We start from the raw sequence: 19,496 nt of genomic DNA on the forward strand, positions 1-19,496 counted from the left end.
TCAGCGGCCTCGAGTTCATGGGCTGCTGCGCGTTCGCGGTGCTGGCCGAGGAGGCGAAGCGGTGTCGAGAGCGCGGCATCGAGTTGCGCCTGGTCACCTGCGAACCGTTCGTCGCCCGCATCGTCGACGCCTGCGGGCTGAACCGCCTGCTGCCGGTTTACCCGACCGCGGACGCCGCGCTCGCGTCGACCGCTCGCTGGTAAGCCGCCCCAAGTCAATCGGCCGATAATCGGCTGAATGGACGGGCTTCCCACCTTCGGTGCGGAGGAGGAATTCCTCCTCGTCGACCCGCGTACCGGTGAACCTGCCCCCCGCAACGCCGCGGTGGCCGAGGAAGCCGAGCGGCGGGGCGCGACCCTGCAGCTGGAACTGAGCAGCTGCCAGGTCGAAACCAACTCCAGCGTCACGGCGACCAGCGCGGAACTGGGCGAGCAACTCACCCGGCTGCGCCGCGCCGCCGCCGAGGCCGCCGTCGCCGCCGGGGTGCAGCTGCTCGCCGCCGGCCTACCGCCCAGCACGCCGCACGAGTTTCCCGTCACCGACACACCGCGGTACCAGCGGATCGGCGAGGCGTACGGGATGGTCGCGCACGAGCAGGGCATCTGCGGGTGTCACGTCCACGTGGAGGTGCCCGACCGGGCCGCCGCGATCCGGGTCAGCAACTGGCTGCGGCCGTGGCTGCCGTCACTGCTTGCGCTGTCGGCCAATTCGCGGGTGTATCGCAACGCCGACAGCGGCTACGCGAGCTGGCGCAGCGTGTTGTGGCGGCGCTGGCCGGTGGCCGGGCCGCCGCCGTTCTTCCCCGCGCCCGAGGAGTACGACCGCACCGTGCGCATGCTGATCGACAGCGAGGTCATCCTCGACCACAAGATGGTCTATTGGGACGTGCGCCCGTCGGAGAACTTCCCGACCGTCGAGATCCGGGTGGCCGACGTGCCGGCCACGGTCGACGAGACGGTGCTGCTGGCCACGTTGGTCAGGGCCGCGGTGATGACGGCGCTCGACGAGCGGGGCGGCGACCACGAGCGCCTGCCGCCCGCGGCTCTGCGGGCCGCGTACTGGAAGGCCGCGCACGACGGGCTCGCGGGACACACGCTCGACCTGATCCACGGCGGCGGGGCGGTGCCGGTGCGCCAGATGTTGGGCGCGCTGGTGCAGCGGATGCGCCCGGCGCTGGACGCGCTCGGTGAATACGACCGCGTCACAACCGAACTCGATCGCGTCGCCGCGCAGGGCAACGGGGCGATGCGTCAGCTGCGCGCGTGGCAAAAGCGCCACGACGTGATGGACGTCATCGCCGAAGCCGTCGTCAACCCACGGTGAGCAGGCGGTACAGGCCGATCAGCCCGACCACCACGATCGTCGAGCGCAGCGCCGTCGGCGACAGCCGGCGCCCGTAGCGCGCCCCGACCAGTCCCCCGACCAGCGAGCCCGCCGCGATCAGCCCGGCGACCGGCCAGCTGATCCGGCCGAACGCCACCAGCGAATAGCTCACCGCCGCAACGACGTTCACCACCAGGGTCAGCAGGTTCTTTGCGGCGTTCATGCGCTGCACCGACTCGGGCAGCAACGCGCCCATGATCCCGACCAGCAGGATGCCCTGCGCGGCGGTGAAGTAGCCGCCGTAGACCGCGACGGCGAACGTCCCGAACACCAGCAAGGCCTTGCGTGCCGGCGTGATGTGTTCGGGCGACCGCCCCGCCTCCTCCGCGCGCTGCGCCGCCCACGTCTGCAGCTTCGGCCCGATCACCACCAGCACCAGCGCCAGCACCAACAGCACCGGCACGACGCGGGCGAACACCGTCGGGGGCAGGTGCAGCAGCAGGAAGGCGCCCAGCACCGCGCCGGCCAGCGACGCCGGCAGCTGCCAGCGCAGCCGATCCCACTGCCCGGCCAGCTCGGCGCGATAGCCCCAGGTGCCCGACACGCTGCCCGCCACCAGGCCGACCGCGTTCGACATGGTGGCGGTGACGGGCGGATAGCCGAGGGCGACGAGCGTCGGGAAGGTGACCAGGGTGCCCGATCCGACGAGGGCGTTGATGGCGCCGGCGGCGAACCCGGCCACGACGATCAAAACCATATGGGAGAGCAGCACTCCCGCGAAGTTTAGTCGGCCTCAGACGGGCGGCGCTTCGGGCCCGCGGTCCACGCCGGTGCGCAGCTTGACCGACGCCGAATACGCGATGCTGCGGAAGTGCAGCACCGGATCGTCGGAGGGTTCGATGCCGTCGGTGACGCGCATCGGGTCGAACACGACGATGTCGCCGCCGTGCTCGCGCTGCGTGTCCAGGCCGTCGATCTGCAGCGTGCCGACGGTGACGATCTGGGTGCTCTGCCAGGCCGCCGACGGGTCGACGGTCGAGTCGTCCGGTCCGGCGATCTGGACGCGGAAGTCGAACCGGACGGGACCGGTTGCCAGGCGCGCGTTCAGTTCGTCGGTGAGAAAGTCCGGGCCGTCACTTTGGGGGGCCGCCGCCTTGGACTCGGTGGCCGGAACCCAGTGGTAGCGAACGAATCTGGCGCTGCCGTCGGCGGCGACCCAGCGGAAGGCGTGCAGGCCGTGGTACTCGATGGTGGCGTAGCTGGTCGGCACCTTGTTGGCGTCGCGCAGCACCGGCAGCGCGCCGAACAGCCGCGGATGGGTCAAAAAGTACTTGGCCATGCGCAGCGGCGTCGTCGGGCCCGGCCGCATCGCCTTGAGCAGGTCGACGAACCCGTCCGGTGTGCTCGAGACGAACAGCCGCGCGGTCTGCGTCGAGACGTCGGTGGTGGACCCGTCGGGCAGCGTGAACTTCACCGCGAGCCCCCGCACCCCGGGCGCGCCGTCGCGCTGGGACGGGTTGCCCGATCCGTTGGAGAAGCGGATCAGCGCGGGCACCGTCGAGCCGTCGAGGTGCTTGGCGCGCGACAGGCCCGCCGCATCGGGGGTCGCGGTGAACGTGCCGCGGTACAGCGTGCCTTTGGCGTGCAGCGCGCGGTAGCCCGGCTGCGCGCCGCCGGTGCCTCGAATCGCCGCGATCGCCTCGTCGGGAGTGACCATGCGCGAATCTTAAGGCGCTAGTCGGGCAAGCCGAAGAGTTTGACGACACCGTGATCGCGACCGGCGGTGTAGCCGCCGTCGACGGCGATGGCCTGGCCGCTGACGAACGAGGCGTCGGGCGACAGCAGGAACGCCGCCATCGCCGCGACCTCCTCGGGCTGGCCGAACCGTTGCAGGGCGTGCTCCTCGGTGATCGACGCCAGCGGGCCCTCCATCCCCGGCAGCCCGAAAACGCCTTGGGCCATGGGGGTTTCGATGAAGCCGGGGCAGATGGCGTTGGCGCGGATGCCGCTGGGCCCGTAGTCGAGCGCGATGTTTTTGGTGAGCAGGACGACGCCGCCCTTGGCCGCGTTGTAGGAGCTGCCGCCGGCCGTGCCCTCCAGGCCCTCGATGCTGGCGACGGTGACGATCGAGCCGCGCTCCCCGTCGACGCGGGGTTGCTCGATCATCTTGGCCAGCGCCGCCTTGGCTACCAGGAACGTGCCGGTGAGGTTGATGCCGATCACCCGCTCCCATTCCTTGCGGTCGAGCAGGTGCACCGGCCCGCCGCCCGCGACGCCGGCCGCGTGGAACACGCCGTCGAGGCGGTCGGGGACGGCGGCGAGCACCGCGGCGATGGCGTCTTCGTCGGTGATGTCAGCGGTGACGAAGTGGAATTCGGCTCCCAGGTCGGGTGGGGCCGCCACGTCGGCGCCGACGACGGTGCCGCCCTCGGCGAGCAGGCGCCGCGCGGTGGCCAGTCCGATGCCGGACGCCGCCCCCGTCACGACGAAGGTGCGGGACCGGGCGCGATCGGCGTTGACCATGGCAGTGATAGTGGCACACCGGCGCTCGGTGTGCGCCCACGGCGCCGCGTGTGAGCCCACGGCGTCGCGTGTGAGCCCGGGGCGCCCTGTGCGCACACGCGAAGCCCTGGGTTCACACTGCGTTAGCGATCCGGCCGGGCGTCCCGGGTGCGCTCGTAGAACCGTCGGACCCGGGCGCGGTTGCCGCAGTCGGCGGTGCTGCACCATCGGCGGTTCTGCCGGTGACTGGTGTCGAGGAACAGCCAGCCGCACGCCGAGTCGCCGCATCGCTTGATGCGCGACAACGGGATGGCGGTCAACAGCGTCACCGATTCGGCCGCCAGCCGATGCAGCGGCGTTTGCGCGTCGAGTGCCACCTCGTGCCACCCGGCGACGTCGCCGTCGATCGTGAGGCGTTGGGCCCGTAGCGCGGATTGGTATGCGCCGGCGACCGTGTCGGCATCGCGGGTCGACCGGCACCCCGTCCAGATGCGATGCAGCGCCTCTCTGAGCCGGATGGTCTGGCGCAACGATTTTCCGGCGGCATCGCGGTCGAAGACGGCGAGCTTGCGCGCCTCACCGGACGACAGCACCCCGGCGTGGCGCGCCCATGCCACCAGGTCGAGATAGTCCGCCAGGTATTCCGTCCGACGCTCCGGGTCGCCCCGCCACGCCACTGTGTTGACCAGGTCGACCGCGGGATGACCCCCGCGCAGGTCGAGACCGGCCGCCTCCGAGCGCGCCATCAGTCATCACCGCCTAATTCTTAAATACTGATTTAACCATTAGGCAGCCGGGTACTCGCGTCGACATGAAGCGCACACCTGCAGACAGAGTCGGATTGGCCGTCGGCGCCCTGTGCGTGTCCGCCTCGGCCGTCTTCCTGAAACTGGCCGCGACAACCCCGGCGACCGCGACGGCCGCGCGCTGCCTGCTCGCGCTGCCGGTGGTCGTCGTGCTCGCCATCCCGGAATGGCGGCGGGGCCGCGCGCTGTCGCGACGCGGCCTGCTGTCTGCCGCCTGCTGTGGCGCCCTGTTCGCCGGTGACATGTTGCTGTGGACGCAGGCCATTCCGGAGGTGGGGGCGGGCCTGTCGACCGTCCTGGTCAACACCCAGGTCGCCGTCGTTCCGCTGTTGAGCTGGCTCGTCGACCGGGAGCGGGTCTCGGCCCGGTTCCTGCTGGCGCTGCCCGCGCTCTTGGTCGGCGTCGCGCTCGCCGGCGGGATGGGCGAGCACGGAATCTCGGGCAGCAACCCCGCGCTGGGCACCGCGCACGCGATCGGCGCCGCGCTGTGCTATTCGGGATTCCTGTTCCTGCTGCGACGCGGTGGGCAGGCCGGCCAAGCCATGCAAACCTACGCGGTGGTGCTGGCGACCTCGGCGGTGCTGGCGGTCGCCGTCGGGCCCTGGTGGCACGGCTTGGAGCTGTGGCCCGGCTGGCATGCCGTCGGCTGGTTGATCCTGGTCGCCGTCACCGGCCAGTTGCTCGGCTGGCTGTTCGTGGCGTTCTTCTCGGCCCGGGTCCCGAGCACCGTCAGCTCTGCGCTGCTCCTGCTGGCTCCGGTGGGGGCGGTCGCGCTGGGCGCCGCGGTGCTGGGCGAGCGTCCCTCGGCGCTGCAGCTCGGCGGGTGTGCGCTGGTGCTTGCCGCCGGCTACCTCGCCAGCTCGCGTGGATCTGAAACCGCGGCCCGCCGCGGCGTGCGGGAGCGCGACCGCGTATCACAGAGTGGGAAAGATTGACTTCTGCGGAGGGGTTATGGACAGCACGACGCTCGCCGGGTTGGTCGAGCGACACGCCCGGCAGCGGCCCGACGACGTCGCGATCCGCTACGGCGAGCGGCAGTGGTCGTGGGAACAGTGGGCGGCGCGGATTCGGCGGGCGGCCGGGGCACTGCAAGCCGCCGGTGTGCGGCGCGGTGATTGCGTGGCGTTCCTGGACAAGAATCACCCGGCCTGCCTGGAGATCCTGTTCGCCGCGGCGTCGATCGGCGCGGTGACGACCGTCGTCAACTGGCGGGTGATGGGCGACGAGCTCGCGCACGTGCTGGCCGACAGCCGCCCGCGGTTGCTGTTCGTCGGCGCGGAACTGCGGCCCGCCGCCGAGGCGGCCGCCGCGCGGGTCGACGGCCTGGATCGCATCGTGGTGATCGACGACGAGTACGAATCCCTGCTCGCCGCAGCGCAACCCGCGCACGCCGCCGAGGTCGACGAGGACGAAACCGCGCTGGTGATCTACAGCTCCGGCACCACCGGGCGGCCCAAAGGCGTGCTGCTGAGCCAGCGCGCGCTGGCCAATCACGCGGCGAACCTGGCGCCGGCGTTCCCGTTCGGCGACGGGGACGCGAACTTGGTGGCGATGCCCCTCTTCCACGTCGGCGGAATCGGGTACGCGCTGTTCGGCATCGCGGCGGGGGTGCCGACGATCATCACCCGCGAGCCCGACGCCGCGGCGTTGATCGGGGCGGTGCGATCCGGCGCGACGCACGCGTTCTTCGTGCCACCGGTCATCGCCCGGTTCCTGGAAGCCGGCGAGGCGGCGAGCGCGGCGATCGCGGGCCTGCGCTACATCGTCTACGGGGCCGCGCCCATGCCGGTGCCGCTGCTGCACCGGGCGCTCGACACCTGGCCCGAGACGAACTTCGTCCAGGTGTACGGGCAGACGGAACTGTGCGGGGCCGTCACGGCGCTCGGCGACGACGACCACCGCGACCCCGACCGGCCCCACCTGCAGCTGTCGGCCGGAAAGCCCGTGCTGGGCACCGAGATTCGGGTGGTCGACCCCGAAACGGGCGAGGTGCTGGCCGCCGGGCAGCCGGGCGAGATCTGGGTGCGCAGCAACCAGAACATGAGCGGCTACCTCAACCGCCCCGACGCGACCGCGGAGACGATCACCGACGACGACTGGGTGCGCACCGGCGACATCGGGCGCCTCGACGCCGACGGCTACGTCTACATCGAGGACCGGCTCAAGGACATGATCATCACCGGCGGCGAGAACGTGTACGGGCCCGAGGTGGAAAGCGTGCTGATCGAGCACCCGGCCGTCGCCGACGCCGCCGTGATCGGCGTGCCCGACGACTTCTGGGGCGAGTCGGTCAAGGCGATCGTCGTCGCCACCGAGGAGGTCGACGCCGCGAACATCATCGAGTTCTGCCGCCGGCACCTGGCCGGTTACAAATGCCCGCGCACCGTGGACTTCGTGGCGTCGCTCCCCCGCAACGCGAGCGGCAAGATCCTCAAAACCGCGCTGCGCGAACCGTATTGGGAAGGCCGGGCCCGAAATGTTTGACTCGCGGCGACGCGACTTTGCGATCACGGTGCTGGGCGGGCCGACGACGGTGATCGACATCGCCGGGCGCCGGATCGTGATGGATCCGACCTTCGACCCGCCCGGTGAGCATGGCTACCTGACCAAGCTCGCGGGGCCGGCAGTGGGCGCCGACGCGTTGGGTCCGGTGGATGCGGTGTTGATCAGTCACGACCAGCATCCCGACAACCTCGACGACGACGGCCGCCGGATGGCGCTGGCCGCCCCGCTGGTGCTCACCAATCCCGGCGCCGCCGGGCGGCTGGGCCCGCCCGCGGTGGGCGTGCCGGCGTGGGAGTCGTATGACGTTCCGGGCGGCTCGGGTTCGCTTGCGGCGCAAGCGGTTCCGGCGGTCCACGGTCCGGCCGACGGGCAGCGCGACGCCGGCGGCCACGTCAATTGCGAGGTGACGGGCTTCGTGCTGTCGGGGCCGGGCCTGCCCACCGTGTATCTCAGCGGCGACAACGCCTCGATGAGCGCGGTCAAGGCCATCGCCGATCGGGTCGGCGAGATCGACGTCGCGGTGCTGTTCGCGGGGGCGGCGCGCGTGCCCGCGAAGGAGAACGGCCGGCCGTTGACGCTGACGTCGGCGCGCGCGGCCGCCGCCGCCGAGGTCCTCGGCGCCAAGGTGGTGATCCCGGCCCACGTCGACGGCTGGGCCCACTTCAGCGAGGGCGCCGACGAATTCGCCGCGGCGTTCGATCAGGCCGGGATCGCCGGGGTGCTGCGGGTCGCGGCGCACGGCGAGTGGATCGACCTATAGCCGTCCCTCGGTGCGCAGCTCCGGGTGCACCCAGTCCGGCGATCGGCGCTCTTTGAACGCGCGGAAGCCGTCGCGGGCCTCGGCGTCGGTGAGACTGGCGGTCATGCCGATGCGGTCGTACAGGCCGAGGTAACTGTCGATGCTGGACTTGATGACGCCGCGGGCGCGCGGCGCGGTCCGGCACACCTGCGCCAGCAGGTCTTTGGCCGTGGCGAGCAGCTCGTCGTGGGGCACCACCCGGGTGACCAGGCCCCAGTCGAGCGCCTCGGCGGCGGTCAGCACCCGGCCGGTGAACATCAGGTCGCGGGTGCGGACCGGCCCGATCACGCGGACCAGCATCTGGCTGTAGTAGGTGTCGGCGTAGCCGCGGAACAGCTCGGGCACCCGGAAGGTCGCCCGCTCGCTGACCACGGACAGGTCGCTGCACAGCGCGATCTGCATGCCGCCGCCCTGGCACAGCCCGTTGACCGCGGAGACCACGGGCTTGGCCGACGTGCGCACCGCGTCGAACGGCGTGACGTCCATGCCCAGCGCCGAGCCGAACGTGATCCAGTTGTCGGTGGCTCCCTCGCCGCCCATGTCGCCGCCGGGCGCGAAGACGTCCCCGGTTCCGGTGATCAACAGCCCGGCCAGGTCCGGGTCCTCGCTGACACGCCCGATGGCGTAGCGGATCCCGAAGTACATCGCCGGGGTCAGGGCGTTGCGCGCTTCGGGGCGGTCGATCGTGCACACCGCGATCGGCCCCTGGCGGTCGAACTTCAGGTACGGGGTGCCCAGCCAGTCGCCTTCGGGCGGGCGGGGGGCGTCGTCCGGTGTCGCCACGGGGCTCCTCTCACGCGTCGGCGCTTAACATCGCGCCCCAAGACTGTAACGCCGCCTAGGCGAACTGCATCGTGACGGTTCCGATGGTCTGCGAGGCGTCGGCGACCAGGGACGCCAGTTGGCCCTGCAGGGTGCTCGTGACCTCGCCCACCGGCTTGTCGCAGAAGCGGCAGTGCGTCTTGAACTGCGGCTGATCCTCTTCGTTGGGCCAGAATCGGCGTTCTCCGGCCATTGCGCCAGGGTCGTACATGACCGACTGATGCGGGGCCTCCTTGAGGATCCTGCCCACCGGGTGGCGTTGCGGGCATTCGAGTTTCAACACGCCGATGCCCTCTTGGTTGGCTGCCATCGTCCACCGTCCTTGTCTCTTGCTCTGTAGCGGCTGGGACTAGTCGATCACGATTTCGGCCGGAGGTGCGTGGGTTCGTCGCGGGCAGGCCCGACGGCGCGTTGGCAAACGCCGAGGTCACCGGCATCAAGCTCCGAGCCAATCAAGAAAAAAGGTACGGATGTGCCACAAAACGTTGCGCAATCGATACTGAATCCCTTAACTTGGGGACCGGGGGGATTTAGGTCACACGAACGGGCACGATGTGGCGCGCGTCCCAACGGGGTCTCAGGGGAGGCGGCCGCAGAGCATGCGCTCGGCCGGCCGGTACGAAGGGATAGCTCATTGCCAGAATCAGCGACGGCCGTGCGGCCAATCAGTCTTGTGCCCGTGACCAGCGCTCCGCGCCCCGTGGAGGCGGACGATCGCACCTGGGTCATGGAGGCGCTGTGCCGAGACGCAGATCCCGACGAAATGTTCGTGCGGGGGGCGGCACAACGTAAGGCTGCCGTGATCTGCCGTCACTGCCCCGTGCTGCGGGAGTGCGCGGCGGAGGCGCTCGACAACAAAGTGGAGTTCGGGATCTGGGGCGGGATGACCGAGCGCCAGCGCAGGGCCCTGCTCAAGCAGCATCCCGAGGTCGTGTCGTGGACGGATTTCTTCCGCCGGCGCAACGCCCGCTCGGCCGGCTAGCCGGGCCGCTCGCTTTTCCTCATTACGAAACTGTTACAGCTCTCGCGCGATACCCGACAAGCTCTAGGTTGACAGCGCGGGAAGCACAAGTGTGTCGATGACCTGCCGGAAGTAACCCGCGTCGACGGTCTGGCCGTTGAGCACCCGAAACAAACTCATCGCGGTGAGCACGTCGGCGACCGGGGACCAGTCGCGGTCGGCGGCGATCTCACCGCGGGCCGCGGCGCGGGCCAAGATCGTCGTCATCACGCGTCGGCCCCGCAGCAGCAGCAGGTCGTCGAGCGCGGCGGCGAGTTCGCGGTCGTGCGTCGCTTCCAGGGCGACGCGGAGAACGAGGTCGTTGGTGATCAACTCGTTGTCGTTGCGCACCGCACGCTCGATCAGGGCGTCCAAGTCGCCGGCCAGGCTGCCGGTGTCGTAGACGTCGTTGTCGCGCAGATCCGGCCGCCAGTAGACCAGGACGTCGGTCATCAATGCCGCTTTCGATGACCACCGCCGGTAGATCGCGGCCTTGCCGACGCCGGCTCGCGCGGCGATGTCGTCCATGTTCGTGGCGTCGTACCCGTTCTCGGTCAGCGCGGCCAGAGCGGCGTTGAGGATCGCGGGATCCCGGGACCGGTCCAGGCGGCCATCGGTGCGCTGGCGAAGCTTCGATTCCATTGCGTCACACCCCCGTCAGTTGCGGGACGGGCGCGGTGTCACCCTCCGGCTCCGCGTCAGGCGCCTTCCGCTTCCGCATGGCGAAGGTGTCCAGCGGCCACCAGAACCAGCGGCCCAGCGCGGCGGCGATCGCCGGCGTCATGAACGCCCGCACGATGAACGTGTCGACGAGCAGACCCAACCCGATCGCGGTGCCGAACTGCCCGATCACCACCAGGTCGCTGACGATCATCGACGCCATGGTCGCCGCGAATATCAGGCCGGCCGCGGTGACCACCCGGCCGGAGGCTCCCATGCCCCGGATGATGCCGGTGTTGAGGCCGGCCGGGATTTCTTCCTTCAGGCGAGAGACCAGCAGCAGGTTGTAGTCGGACCCGACGGCCAGCAGGATGATCACCGTCAGCGGTAGCACGATCCATTGCAGGCCGACGCCGAGGATGTCCTGCCACAGCAGCACGGACAGACCACACGCTGTGCCCAGCGACGCGAGCACGGTGCCGACGATCACCAGGGATGCCACCAAGCTCCGGGTGATCAGCAGCATGATCGAGAAGATCAGGATCAGCGTCGCGATGCCGGCGATCGTCAGGTCGATCTTCACGCCGTCCTGCATGTCGCTGTACATCGAGGCGGTGCCGGCCAGCGACACCTTCGCCGACTCCAGAGGAGTTCCCTTGACCGCGTCGGCAACCGCCTGCTTGATGCCCTTCACATGCTGGATCCCGTCCACCGAGGCGGGGTCGCCCTGGTGGGTGATGATGAAGCGGACCGCCTTACCGTCGGGCGAGACGAACATTTTCAAACCGCGCTTGAAGTCGGGGTTTTTGAAGACTTCGGGCGGAAGGTAGAAGCTGTCGTCGTTCTTGGCTTCGTCGAAGTAGTTCCCCATCATCGTCGAGCCTTCGGCGTTTTCCTGCATATGCCGCTGGATGCCCGCCATCGAGCTGTGCGTGGACAGCATGAAGTCGCGCATTCGTTGCATCGACTCGATGGTCTTGGGAAAGTCGGCGAGCAGCTGTGGCATCAACCGGTCCAGGGCGTCGAAATCGACTGTGAGGCCGGCGAATTTGTCGGAAATCTGGTCGATGCCGTCGAGCGCGTCGAAGATCGAGCGCAAGGACCAGCACATGGGAATGTCGAAACAGTGCCTCTCCCAATAGAAATAGCTGCGAATGGGCCGCCAGAAGTCGTCGAAGTCCGCGATGCGGTCCCGCAGCTCGTTGGTGGTGTCCACCAGGTCGTGCGTTCGGCGATCCATGCTGTGCGTCGTGGCGGTCATCTGCTGCATGACGCCGTACATGTGCTGCATGACGCTGATCGTTCGGCCCATCTCGTCGGCCTGCTCGAGCATCGACGCCATGCTGTCGTTCATGAATTTCGCGGTCTGCAGGGTGCTGGAGCTGTTCATGGCGATCACGAAGGGGATCGAACTGTGTTCGATCGGCGCGCCCAGCGGGCGGGTGATGGTTTGGACGCGCCCGATGCCGCGTTCATGGAAGACACTCTTGGCGATCCTGTCGATGATCAGCATGTCCGCCGGATCGCGCAGATCGTGGTCGGCTTCGACCATCAGTAGTTCCGGATTCATGCGCGCCGGGCTGAAGTGCCGCTCGGCCGCCGTCTGCGCGACGTTCGCCGCGATGTCCGGCGGGGTGAACTTCCTGTCGTTGTAGGTCGGGACATAGGTCGTCAGGCTGACGAAGCCGATCACCGCGACAAAGGACGCCACGACGATGATGGGTACCGGCCACCTCGTCACCATCGTGCCGACCTTGCGCCAACCCCGTTCCGACACTTGACGTTTCGGATCGAAGAAACCGAACCTGGACGCGACCGCGAGCAACGCGGGAGCCAGCGTCAGGCCCGCCAGCATCGTCACCACCAGCGCGATGGCGCACGGGATGCCCATCGTCTGGAAATACGGAAGCTTGGTCGCGGTCAGGCACAGGCAGGCGCCCACGATCGTCAGACCCGACCCCAGGATGACGTGCACCACGCCGTTGTAGGCGCTGTAGTACGCCTGCTCTCGATCCTCGCCGCGGGATCGGGCTTCGTGGTAGCGACCCAACAGGAAGATGAAATAGTCGGTTCCCGTGGCGATGGTCAGCATCGTGACCATGCTGACGGCGTACGGGGTCAGCCCGATGATGTCCAGATTCCCGGCGGTCGCCACGATGCCTTCCGCGGCATAGAGCTCGAAGCGGACCAGGATCAGCGCCAGGATCGCGTTCTTCAGGGAGCGATAGATGATCAGTAGCATCACGAAGATGACGCCGATCGTGACCATCGTCATCAGTTCCATGCTGTTGTGCGCGGCGATCAGGGTGTCGGTATTGAGCGCGGTGTTGCCGGCCACGTAGGCCTTCACCCCCGGCGGCGGCGGGACGCTTTTCACGATCTTGCGGACCTCGGCGACCGACCTGTGGGCGGGGGTAGTGCCCTGCGCGCCGTCGAGGAAGACCTGCACGTAGGCGGCTTTACCGTCCGGGCTCTGGGAGCCGGCGGCGGTCAGCGGGTCACTCCAGAAATCCTGCAGGAACTGGACATGCTTGCTGGCCTTGAGCTTGGCGACGATCTTGTTGTAGAACTCGTGCGCGCTGTCGCCGAGCTTGTCGTCGCCCTCCAACACGACCATCGCCGTGGAGTCGGTGTCGAACTCCTGGAACTTGTGGCCGATGTTCATCATGTCTTTGAAGGCGGTCGCGTCCCGCGGGGTCATGGGCACCGAGTGCCTGCCCGCCACGTCGCCGAGCGACGGCGTGAACAGCGTGGTGCCGAGCGCGACAAGCAGCCAGAGCAGGATGATCGGCACCGCCAGGACGCGGATCATGCGGGCGATGCGGGAGCGGGAGCCGGGCTCGGTACTCATACGGATTTCACCAGGCAGTAGATGAAGGGTTCGTACTCGTCGATGGTGCGGTCGTCGCGGACTTGGCCGTCGACGATGACCCGACATCGGATGTTGCGCAGGCCTTTGTCACCTTGGGCGACGATGTTGGCCGACATCGACGGCAGGGTCGTCACGATCGTGTACGACCACGGCAGCGGCGCGTGCTCGACGAGATGGGGTTGCCCGTTCTCGTCGAGGTAGTTGGCGCTGACGCTGCCCCCCGATGGCGACGTGACCTCGTAGGTGATGTGTTTCGGGTTGAACGGCTTCGTGTCGTCGGCGTTCGCGTCGTGGCTCGCGGCGTGTGCGGTGGCTCCGAAACTGGCGCGGACCCGCAGCACGACATACGAACCGAGCGCGACGACGACAACGAGAAGTAGTGGGATCCAGACCTTCTTGAAGAGTCGATACACCTGCCATCTCCTCCCTGCCGCCACCGCCGAGCCGCACCCACGCGGAACGCAAGTTCCATGCTCGGGCGGTCAGGACATTACCGCATCGTCGGGCGGGCCGCCCCAGGAACAGTGGTGGGATCTTCCCGCGCCGGCAGGCGGGATGTTCCGGGTGCGGATCCGTTGGAGGCTGCGCTATTTGGGCTGAATAGGCGGCGGCGCGCACAAGAACCCCGCAAGAATCACGCAAGGTATCAGCGACATGGTTGCGGCAATTGCCCAGGACCACTTACCGCTCGCGGGAAAGGAACCGAAATGATCACGAGCTCGCGCCGCTCCACCCGCGGCCACGAAGGCCTCTCGGGGAGGACATGGCGACGGTGCGCAAGCCTCGTCGCGCTGGGCGCGGTCCTGGCGGCTGGGTGCTCGTCGAACGATGCGGCCGCATCGCACCAAGCGCCGGGCAGCCCCACGACATCCACGCCGCCCCCGGCTGCCGAGATGGCGGCTCATGGTGTCGAGAAATCGATCGGCGACGTGCCCTGGTCGCAAGTCGGCCCGGGCTGGATGCTCGCCACCTGGAGCCCGGCCGTGAGCGTCCCTCCCGGCGGGTCGCCGCCTCCGGGATCGCCGGCGCCCGGCACGGTTCCCGTCACCCTGTACCTCGTCGACCCGGCGGGCGGTCGCTACGCGATCACCACCTTCCCGCCGAACACGGAACCCCATGGGGTCGACTGGTCGGGCGACGGCAGCCACGCCGTTTGGGCCTCCGCGGGCCCCGGAAAATCGACGGTGATCACCGAGCTCGATCTGCACAACGGCACCCGCACCACGTTCACCGTCGACGGCTCGTCTGTCGCCCCTCGCTTCACGCGCCCCGACGGCAAGGCGCTGCTTCTGACGGTGGACAAGAAACTGATGCGGGTCGACCTGGCCGGCAATCCGCAGCTGACCTATCCGACCGACAAGCTCGCGAGCGCCTTCGACGGCCAGTACCTGTCAACCCCGGACGGCACGCAGCTGGTGCTGGGTACCGCCACCGGCCTTGCCCTGATGGGCAACGACGGAACGGTCGGTAAGGAGCTGTCGCCTGCGGGAGGAAGCTGCTCACCGGTGCGATGGTGGGACGCCGGCGCGAAAACCGTCCTCGCCAACTGCACTGCCGCAAACCGGCCCGCACGGCTCTGGCTGGTCCCCATCAACGGTTCGGCACCGACCGCCCTGACCGCGCCGATAACGGACCCGGCGTCGCCCGACACCGGCGACATCAGCGCATGGCAACTGCCGGCCGGCACCTACGTCCAGTACGCGGGCGGATGCGGCGCCATCCACCTCGGCAAGCTCAACCCCGACGGCACGGTGTCCAAAGTGGCGGTCCCCAACGTCGATCCGAGTCACAGCATCTACGTGATCGGCATCCACGGCGCGAACCTCGATCTCAAAGCCACGGTCGCCGGTTGCGGACCTGCCCAGTCGCTGCTCGAGTACGACCCCGCCGCCGGCACCACCAACGTTCTGCTGGGACCGCCGCTCAACGGCGGAGCGGTCATCAGCGCGGTGCCTTACCCGGGCGAGAAGTAGCGTGCGACCGCACCAGCGGCTGTGGGGGCAACGCCGAAACGCCACGATCGTCGCCCTCACCGTTGCCGTCATCGGCCTCACCGCGTGCCACTCGTCGCCGCGGTCGGCGCCGGCGCCCCAACAAACCGCGCTGCCGCTGGGCGGTCTCAACCACCCCGCCGGCGTCGCGGTGGATTCCAGCGGCGCGGTGTATGTCGCCGACAGCGGCAACAAACGAGTGCTGAAGTTGGCCCCCGGGTCGAACAGCCCGACGGTGCTGCCGTTCACCGGGCTCAACTACCCCGACAGCGTGGCGGTGGACAAAGCCGGCGCCGTCTACGTCGCTGACGACCACAACGACCGGGTGGTGAAGCTGCCGGCCGGGTCCGACACCCAGACCGTGTTGCCGTTCACGGGCCTCAACGGCCCGGACGGCGTGGCAGTGGATTCGGCCGGCGCCGTTTACGTCGCCGATTACCTCAATGCTCGGGTGGTCGAGTTGGCCGCCGGGTCGACCACCCAGACGGTGCTGCCATTCACCCACCTCGGCCGCCCGCGCGGCGTCGCGGTGGACGGCACCGGCACCGTCTACGTCGCCGACTTCGGCGGCAAGCGGGTGGTGACGCTGGGGGCCGGGGCGACCACCCAGACCGTACTGCCATTCGAGGGGCTCCAAGGCCCCATCGGGGTGGCGGTGGACTCTGCCGGAAGGGTTTCTGTCACAGACTATTTCAACAACGCCGTGGTGACGATGGCGTCCGGATCGTGCACGCAGACGGCGCTGCCGTTCACCGGCCTCACCGGCCCCGAGAGTGCGGCGGTCGACACCGCCGGAAACGTGTATGTGGCCGACGCCCAAAACAACAGAGTCGTGAAGCTCTCGTCGGCGCAGTCAATGGCGCCGCCGGCGTGCCGACAGACGGTGCTGCCGTTCAGTGGCATCGACGATCCCTGGGCGGTGGCGGTGGACACCGCCGGCAACGTCTACGTCGTCAACAACACCTCGCGCGACCGCCGCAACCGGGTAATCAAGCTGGCGGCCGGGTCCAACACCCAAACCGACCTGCGGTTCACCGGACTCGGCTTCCCCGAGAGCGTGGCGGTCGACACCGCCGGCAACACGTACGTCGTCGACAACACGACCAATCGAGTGTTGAAGTTGGCGCCGGACTCCAATACCCAGACCGTGCTGCCGTTTTCGGGCGTCGCCCCGCGGGATGTCGCGGTCGATACCGCGGGCGATGTCTTGGTCACCGATTACCGCAAGAATCGGGTGCTGAAGTTGCCCGCGGGGTCCAACACGCCAACGGTCCTGCCGTTCAACGGCCTTGGCGACCCTGCGGGGCTTGCGGTGGACACCGCGGGCGATGTCTATGTCCTCGACTTCGACAAGGTCATGAAGCTGGCGGCCGGGTCGAACTCGCCAACTGTCCTGCCGTTCAACGGCTTCAGCCGAGTCGGCGGCCCGCACGGCATAGCGGTCGACACGGCGGGCGCCGTCTACGTCGCCGACTCCGCCAACAAGCGCGTCGTGAAGCTCGCGGCCGGGTCGAACGCCCAAACTGTGCTGCCGTTCGTCGGCCTCGGCGACCCTTGGGCGGTGGCGGTGGATGCGTCGGGCGCCGTCTACGTCACCGACCGCGATAACGCCGAGGTGGTGAAGCTGCCGGCGGGCTGACGCGTCGAAGTGCAACAGCGGACCGGCACAAGAACCAAGCAAGAAACACGCAAGGCGCCCACCGCAGCCTTGGTGTGACCGACCACAACAGCCGCGCCATCGCGCATCCCAGACCGGACATCTTCGGCGGTAAGGAAAGCAAATCATGACGAACGCAAGAATCGCGGCGCTCTCCATCGCGACCGCCATCGCCGCGCTCGTGCTGCTCGCCGTTGCCGCCATCGGCGTCACCGGATGCAGTAAGACGCCTCCGACTTACCGGGTTGCCGCCACGGTGCCCGTCGGCAAGTCGGCGTCGGGGGTGGCGGTGGACCCGGGTACCCACACCGTCTACGTCACCAACCGCGACGACGACACGATGTCGGTGATCGACGCCTCGACGCGCGCCGTCACCGCCACCGTGCCCGTCGGCAAGCCGTTCTATGGCCCGGAGGGGGTGGCGGTGGACCCGGGCACCCACACCGTCTATGTCACCAATTACGGCGTCACAGTGTCGGTGATCGACGCGTCAACGCGCACCGTGACCGCCACCGTGCCCCTCGGCACGGGCCCGGAAGAGAACCCGGCGGGGGTGGCGGTGGACCCGGACACCCACACCGTCTACGTCGGTCGACTTCGAACGGCCGCTGCCCACGTCGGCAACTATGACGGCACGGTCTCGGCGATCGACGCCCCGATGCGCACTGTCACCGCCGACGTGACCGTCGGCAAGCAACCACACGAGGTGGCGGTGGATCCGGGCACCCATACCGTCTACGCCACCAACGCCGCGGACAACACGGTGTCGGTGATCGACGCTTCGACGCGTACGGTCGTCGCCACCGTGCCCGTCGGGAAGAACCCGGCCGACCTGGCGGTGGATCCGGGCACCCACGCCGTCTACGTCGCCAACGGAGGCGACGGGACCGTGTCGGTGATCGACGCCATGACGCGCACCGTCACCGCCACCGTGCCGGTCGGCAAGCACCCGGGCGGGGTGGCGGTGGATCCGGGCACCCACACGGTCTACGTCACCAACAACGCCGACAACACGGTGTCGGTGATCGACGCCCCGACGCGCACCGCCACCGCCACCGTGCCCGTCGGCAAGCACCCGGGCGGACTGGCGGTAGACCCGGGCAGCCACACCGTTTACGTCACCAACGGCGGCGACGGGACCGTGTCGGTGATCGAATCTCGATAGCGCGGGCAAGGGCTCGCCGGGGCAACGGATTGTCTTGTACGCCAAGGATCGTGGATGTACCAAGAACCGGGCGAATCCAACCGATCATAGAGTGCACGAGCCGTGTTCGCGCAGGTCAGAAGGGTGGTCCCGGCTGGGATCGAACCAGCGACCTTCCGCGTGTGAAGCGGACGCTCTTCCACTGAGCCACGGGACCCGGCGCCGACGGGCGAACGACGTCGAAGGGTAGCACGAATCGGGCAGCGCCCAACTCGCCGCGTGCGTCGCCGGGCGCGCTAGCCTAGAGCCGCAACGTCACCAAGAGATTTGTGTGCGCCCGCTCAGGTGGACTATCGTCGTCCTTCGCGACGGGCGACGATCTCGCCCGTTGCGCGCGGACGTAGCGCAGTTGGTAGCGCATCACCTTGCCAAGGTGAGGGTCGCGGGTTCGAATCCCGTCGTCCGCTCGAAGGTGCAAGTGGCATCAATCCCCCGCGGTGGAGTGGCCGAGTGGTGAGGCAACGGCCTGCAAAGCCGTGCACACGGGTTCGATTCCCGTCTCCACCTCCAAGTTTGACCCCCAAGGCGCGATTAGCTCAGCGGGAGAGCGCTTCCCTGACACGGAAGAGGTCACTGGTTCAATCCCAGTATCGCGCACCAAGTTTTCGCAGTTCAGAGCATGTTTGCGGGCCCACTTGGTCGAACCGCTGCCAGTATGCCGCCCGTTGGGAAGAGTGGGGAAGACGCTGCGGCCGACATCAGTCGGGAGCTCGTTGTGGCGCACTTGGAGACCAATTTGCGCTCTGCTTGACATGTGCAACGCGAGTGACATTGGAGCGTGTAGTGCGTAGATATCCTGAACGGGCGCAATTGGTTCTGCCGTTTAGGGGTGTTAGCCAGTCGCGGTGGACTCGCCCGGCCGGCCGAACCCCAAATAGTCCCAGCCTTCGCCGGTGCCGTTGTCGTAGGAACTAGTGCCGACGCCCCCGCCTTGCCCTCCGCTGTTGCTCCCAACATTTGCACTAATGGTGCCGTTGCCGCCGATCCCGCTGGCGCCGTCGGCGCCATCGCCACTGTTGGCGACGAAGCTGGGCGACGCAGCTGGGGTGTCGACGACGGCGGCGCCGCCGCCACCACCGCCGCCGGTCGCGCCGCCGCTGGTCTCACCAGCGCCGCCGCTGAACGCGACGGGCTGGACCTCGCTGCTCGCGGCGCCGCCGGCGCCGCCTGCCCCACCACTGTGGGCGGCGTCGCCCGCGCCGCCGCCACCGCCACCGCCGCCGCCGGCGGCGAAAGTAGTCTCAGGGCCGCCGAGGTTGAGGAAAACGTTTCCGTTCGTGCCGATGCCGCCCTCACCGCCGCCACCGCCGCCGCCGCCGATGCCGCCGCTAGCGCCAACCGGACTGGCACCGGCG

17 protein-coding genes, 4 tRNA genes and 2 pseudogenes are annotated in these 19,496 nt (G+C 68.7%); 12 read left to right on the forward strand and 11 right to left on the reverse strand.

What is annotated here, in order from left to right:
• Positions 1–203: anti-sigma factor antagonist (locus A5712_RS19290; protein WP_156766648.1), on the forward strand; the 203-nt coding region annotated here is incomplete at its 5' end.
• Between the two features lie 34 nt (positions 204–237).
• Positions 238–1,323 carry a glutamate--cysteine ligase gene (locus A5712_RS19295; RefSeq protein WP_068108201.1) on the forward strand — a complete coding sequence of 362 codons (1,086 nt, stop codon included), beginning with the start codon at positions 238–240 and terminating at the stop codon, positions 1,321–1,323.
• Here the strand turns inward: A5712_RS19295 and A5712_RS19300 are convergent.
• The 4 genes from A5712_RS19300 to A5712_RS19315 all read right to left on the reverse strand — a co-directional run bounded on the left by A5712_RS19300 (position 1,310) and on the right by A5712_RS19315 (position 4,571).
• Complete coding sequence (locus A5712_RS19300) at positions 1,310–2,080, reverse strand: sulfite exporter TauE/SafE family protein (protein ID WP_068108203.1); 771 nt, start codon at positions 2,078–2,080, stop codon at positions 1,310–1,312. The genes A5712_RS19295 and A5712_RS19300 overlap by 14 nt on opposite strands.
• A 36-nt stretch (positions 2,081–2,116) precedes the next feature.
• Positions 2,117–3,040 (reverse strand): catalase family peroxidase, encoded by a 924-nt coding sequence (locus A5712_RS19305; protein ID WP_068108207.1) that lies wholly within the window; start codon positions 3,038–3,040, stop codon positions 2,117–2,119.
• 17 nt (positions 3,041–3,057) lie between these two features.
• A complete protein-coding gene (locus A5712_RS19310; protein WP_068108210.1) occupies positions 3,058–3,846 on the reverse strand; it encodes an SDR family NAD(P)-dependent oxidoreductase in 789 nt (262 codons plus the stop codon).
• Positions 3,847–3,968: 122 nt separating this feature from the next.
• On the reverse strand, positions 3,969–4,571 hold the full coding sequence (locus A5712_RS19315; protein WP_068108213.1) for a CGNR zinc finger domain-containing protein: 603 nt from the start codon (positions 4,569–4,571) through the stop codon (positions 3,969–3,971).
• Between the two features lie 65 nt (positions 4,572–4,636).
• Here A5712_RS19315 and A5712_RS19320 point away from each other — a divergent pair, with 65 nt between their 5' ends.
• From A5712_RS19320 to A5712_RS19330, 3 genes are read left to right on the forward strand one after another with little or no spacing between them, the layout of a single operon-like run.
• Positions 4,637–5,566, forward strand: a complete 930-nt coding sequence (locus A5712_RS19320; protein ID WP_082973530.1) for a DMT family transporter — start codon at positions 4,637–4,639, stop codon at positions 5,564–5,566.
• Positions 5,567–5,582: 16 nt separating this feature from the next.
• Positions 5,583–7,115, forward strand: a complete 1,533-nt coding sequence (locus tag A5712_RS19325) for a long-chain-fatty-acid--CoA ligase (protein WP_068108220.1) — start codon at positions 5,583–5,585, stop codon at positions 7,113–7,115.
• Positions 7,108–7,896: an MBL fold metallo-hydrolase gene (locus A5712_RS19330; RefSeq protein ID WP_068108223.1), complete on the forward strand. Its 789-nt coding sequence runs from the start codon at positions 7,108–7,110 to the stop codon at positions 7,894–7,896. The genes A5712_RS19325 and A5712_RS19330 overlap by 8 nt, the downstream gene beginning before the upstream one ends.
• On the opposite strand, the gene A5712_RS19335 is transcribed toward A5712_RS19330, so the two are convergent.
• Together A5712_RS19335 and A5712_RS19340 are read right to left on the reverse strand one after the other, a co-directional pair.
• Positions 7,891–8,718 (reverse strand): enoyl-CoA hydratase/isomerase family protein, encoded by an 828-nt coding sequence (locus tag A5712_RS19335; protein ID WP_068108226.1) that lies wholly within the window; start codon positions 8,716–8,718, stop codon positions 7,891–7,893. The genes A5712_RS19330 and A5712_RS19335 overlap by 6 nt on opposite strands.
• Positions 8,719–8,773: 55 nt before the next feature.
• A complete protein-coding gene (locus A5712_RS19340) occupies positions 8,774–9,067 on the reverse strand; it encodes a hypothetical protein (protein WP_068108229.1) in 294 nt (97 codons plus the stop codon).
• Positions 9,068–9,412: 345 nt separating this feature from the next.
• On the opposite strand from A5712_RS19340, the gene A5712_RS19345 reads away from it, so the two are divergent.
• Entirely contained in the window at positions 9,413–9,739 is a 327-nt protein-coding gene (locus tag A5712_RS19345; protein WP_068108233.1) for a WhiB family transcriptional regulator, read from the forward strand.
• Positions 9,740–9,802: 63 nt separating this feature from the next.
• On the opposite strand, the gene A5712_RS19350 is transcribed toward A5712_RS19345, so the two are convergent.
• Genes A5712_RS19350 through A5712_RS19360 form a run of 3 tightly spaced genes read right to left on the reverse strand, consistent with a single transcriptional unit; the run spans position 9,803 to position 13,702 of the window.
• Positions 9,803–10,399 carry a TetR/AcrR family transcriptional regulator gene (locus A5712_RS19350; RefSeq protein ID WP_068108237.1) on the reverse strand — a complete coding sequence of 199 codons (597 nt, stop codon included), beginning with the start codon at positions 10,397–10,399 and terminating at the stop codon, positions 9,803–9,805.
• A gap of 4 nt (positions 10,400–10,403) precedes the next feature.
• Positions 10,404–13,268: an RND family transporter gene (locus tag A5712_RS19355; RefSeq protein ID WP_068108240.1), complete on the reverse strand. Its 2,865-nt coding sequence runs from the start codon at positions 13,266–13,268 to the stop codon at positions 10,404–10,406.
• Positions 13,265–13,702 (reverse strand): MmpS family transport accessory protein, encoded by a 438-nt coding sequence (locus tag A5712_RS19360; RefSeq protein WP_152531397.1) that lies wholly within the window; start codon positions 13,700–13,702, stop codon positions 13,265–13,267. The genes A5712_RS19355 and A5712_RS19360 overlap by 4 nt, the downstream gene beginning before the upstream one ends.
• A gap of 294 nt (positions 13,703–13,996) precedes the next feature.
• On the opposite strand from A5712_RS19360, the gene A5712_RS19365 reads away from it, so the two are divergent.
• The 3 genes and pseudogenes from A5712_RS19365 to A5712_RS19375 all read left to right on the forward strand — a co-directional run bounded on the left by A5712_RS19365 (position 13,997) and on the right by A5712_RS19375 (position 18,102).
• Positions 13,997–15,262 (forward strand): hypothetical protein, encoded by a 1,266-nt coding sequence (locus A5712_RS19365; protein ID WP_231982169.1) that lies wholly within the window; start codon positions 13,997–13,999, stop codon positions 15,260–15,262.
• 1 nt (position 15,263) lies between these two features.
• Positions 15,264–16,913: pseudogene (locus A5712_RS19370) on the forward strand (NHL repeat-containing protein); the annotation flags it as partial.
• Between the two features lie 151 nt (positions 16,914–17,064).
• Entirely contained in the window at positions 17,065–18,102 is a 1,038-nt protein-coding gene (locus A5712_RS19375) for a YncE family protein (protein WP_068108248.1), read from the forward strand.
• A gap of 124 nt (positions 18,103–18,226) precedes the next feature.
• On the opposite strand, the gene A5712_RS19380 is transcribed toward A5712_RS19375, so the two are convergent.
• A tRNA-Val gene (locus tag A5712_RS19380) sits at positions 18,227–18,298 on the reverse strand.
• A 177-nt stretch (positions 18,299–18,475) separates the two neighbouring features.
• On the opposite strand from A5712_RS19380, the gene A5712_RS19385 reads away from it, so the two are divergent.
• The 3 genes from A5712_RS19385 to A5712_RS19395 all read left to right on the forward strand — a co-directional run bounded on the left by A5712_RS19385 (position 18,476) and on the right by A5712_RS19395 (position 18,741).
• Positions 18,476–18,548 (forward strand) — tRNA-Gly (locus tag A5712_RS19385).
• A 29-nt stretch (positions 18,549–18,577) separates the two neighbouring features.
• Positions 18,578–18,651, forward strand: a tRNA-Cys gene (locus A5712_RS19390).
• A 15-nt stretch (positions 18,652–18,666) separates the two neighbouring features.
• Positions 18,667–18,741 (forward strand) — tRNA-Val (locus A5712_RS19395).
• 232 nt (positions 18,742–18,973) lie between these two features.
• On the opposite strand, the pseudogene A5712_RS31440 reads toward A5712_RS19395, so the two are convergent.
• Positions 18,974–19,496: pseudogene (locus A5712_RS31440) on the reverse strand (PE family protein); the annotation flags it as partial.

It is taken from the genome of Mycobacterium sp. E2327, from assembly GCF_001672675.1.
Taxonomy (GTDB): Bacteria; Actinomycetota; Actinomycetes; order Mycobacteriales; family Mycobacteriaceae; genus Mycobacterium.

Excerpts from the sequence above, each read along its gene's own strand:
- A5712_RS19325 (WP_068108220.1), top strand. The coding sequence starts at position 5,583 with ATGGACAGCACGACGCTCGCCGGGTTGGTCGAGCGACACGCCCGGCAG.
- A5712_RS19315 (WP_068108213.1), bottom strand. The coding sequence starts at position 4,571 with ATGGCGCGCTCGGAGGCGGCCGGTCTCGACCTGCGCGGGGGTCATCCC.
- A5712_RS19300 (WP_068108203.1), bottom strand. The coding sequence starts at position 2,080 with ATGGTTTTGATCGTCGTGGCCGGGTTCGCCGCCGGCGCCATCAACGCC.
- A5712_RS19305 (WP_068108207.1), bottom strand. The coding sequence starts at position 3,040 with ATGGTCACTCCCGACGAGGCGATCGCGGCGATTCGAGGCACCGGCGGC.
- A5712_RS19365 (WP_231982169.1), top strand. The coding sequence starts at position 13,997 with ATGATCACGAGCTCGCGCCGCTCCACCCGCGGCCACGAAGGCCTCTCG.
- A5712_RS19375 (WP_068108248.1), top strand. The coding sequence starts at position 17,065 with ATGACGAACGCAAGAATCGCGGCGCTCTCCATCGCGACCGCCATCGCC.
- A5712_RS19295 (WP_068108201.1), top strand. The coding sequence starts at position 238 with ATGGACGGGCTTCCCACCTTCGGTGCGGAGGAGGAATTCCTCCTCGTC.
- A5712_RS19355 (WP_068108240.1), bottom strand. The coding sequence starts at position 13,268 with ATGAGTACCGAGCCCGGCTCCCGCTCCCGCATCGCCCGCATGATCCGC.
- A5712_RS19350 (WP_068108237.1), bottom strand. The coding sequence starts at position 10,399 with ATGGAATCGAAGCTTCGCCAGCGCACCGATGGCCGCCTGGACCGGTCC.
- A5712_RS19310 (WP_068108210.1), bottom strand. The coding sequence starts at position 3,846 with ATGGTCAACGCCGATCGCGCCCGGTCCCGCACCTTCGTCGTGACGGGG.
- A5712_RS19320 (WP_082973530.1), top strand. The coding sequence starts at position 4,637 with ATGAAGCGCACACCTGCAGACAGAGTCGGATTGGCCGTCGGCGCCCTG.
- A5712_RS19330 (WP_068108223.1), top strand. The coding sequence starts at position 7,108 with ATGTTTGACTCGCGGCGACGCGACTTTGCGATCACGGTGCTGGGCGGG.
- A5712_RS19340 (WP_068108229.1), bottom strand. The coding sequence starts at position 9,067 with ATGGCAGCCAACCAAGAGGGCATCGGCGTGTTGAAACTCGAATGCCCG.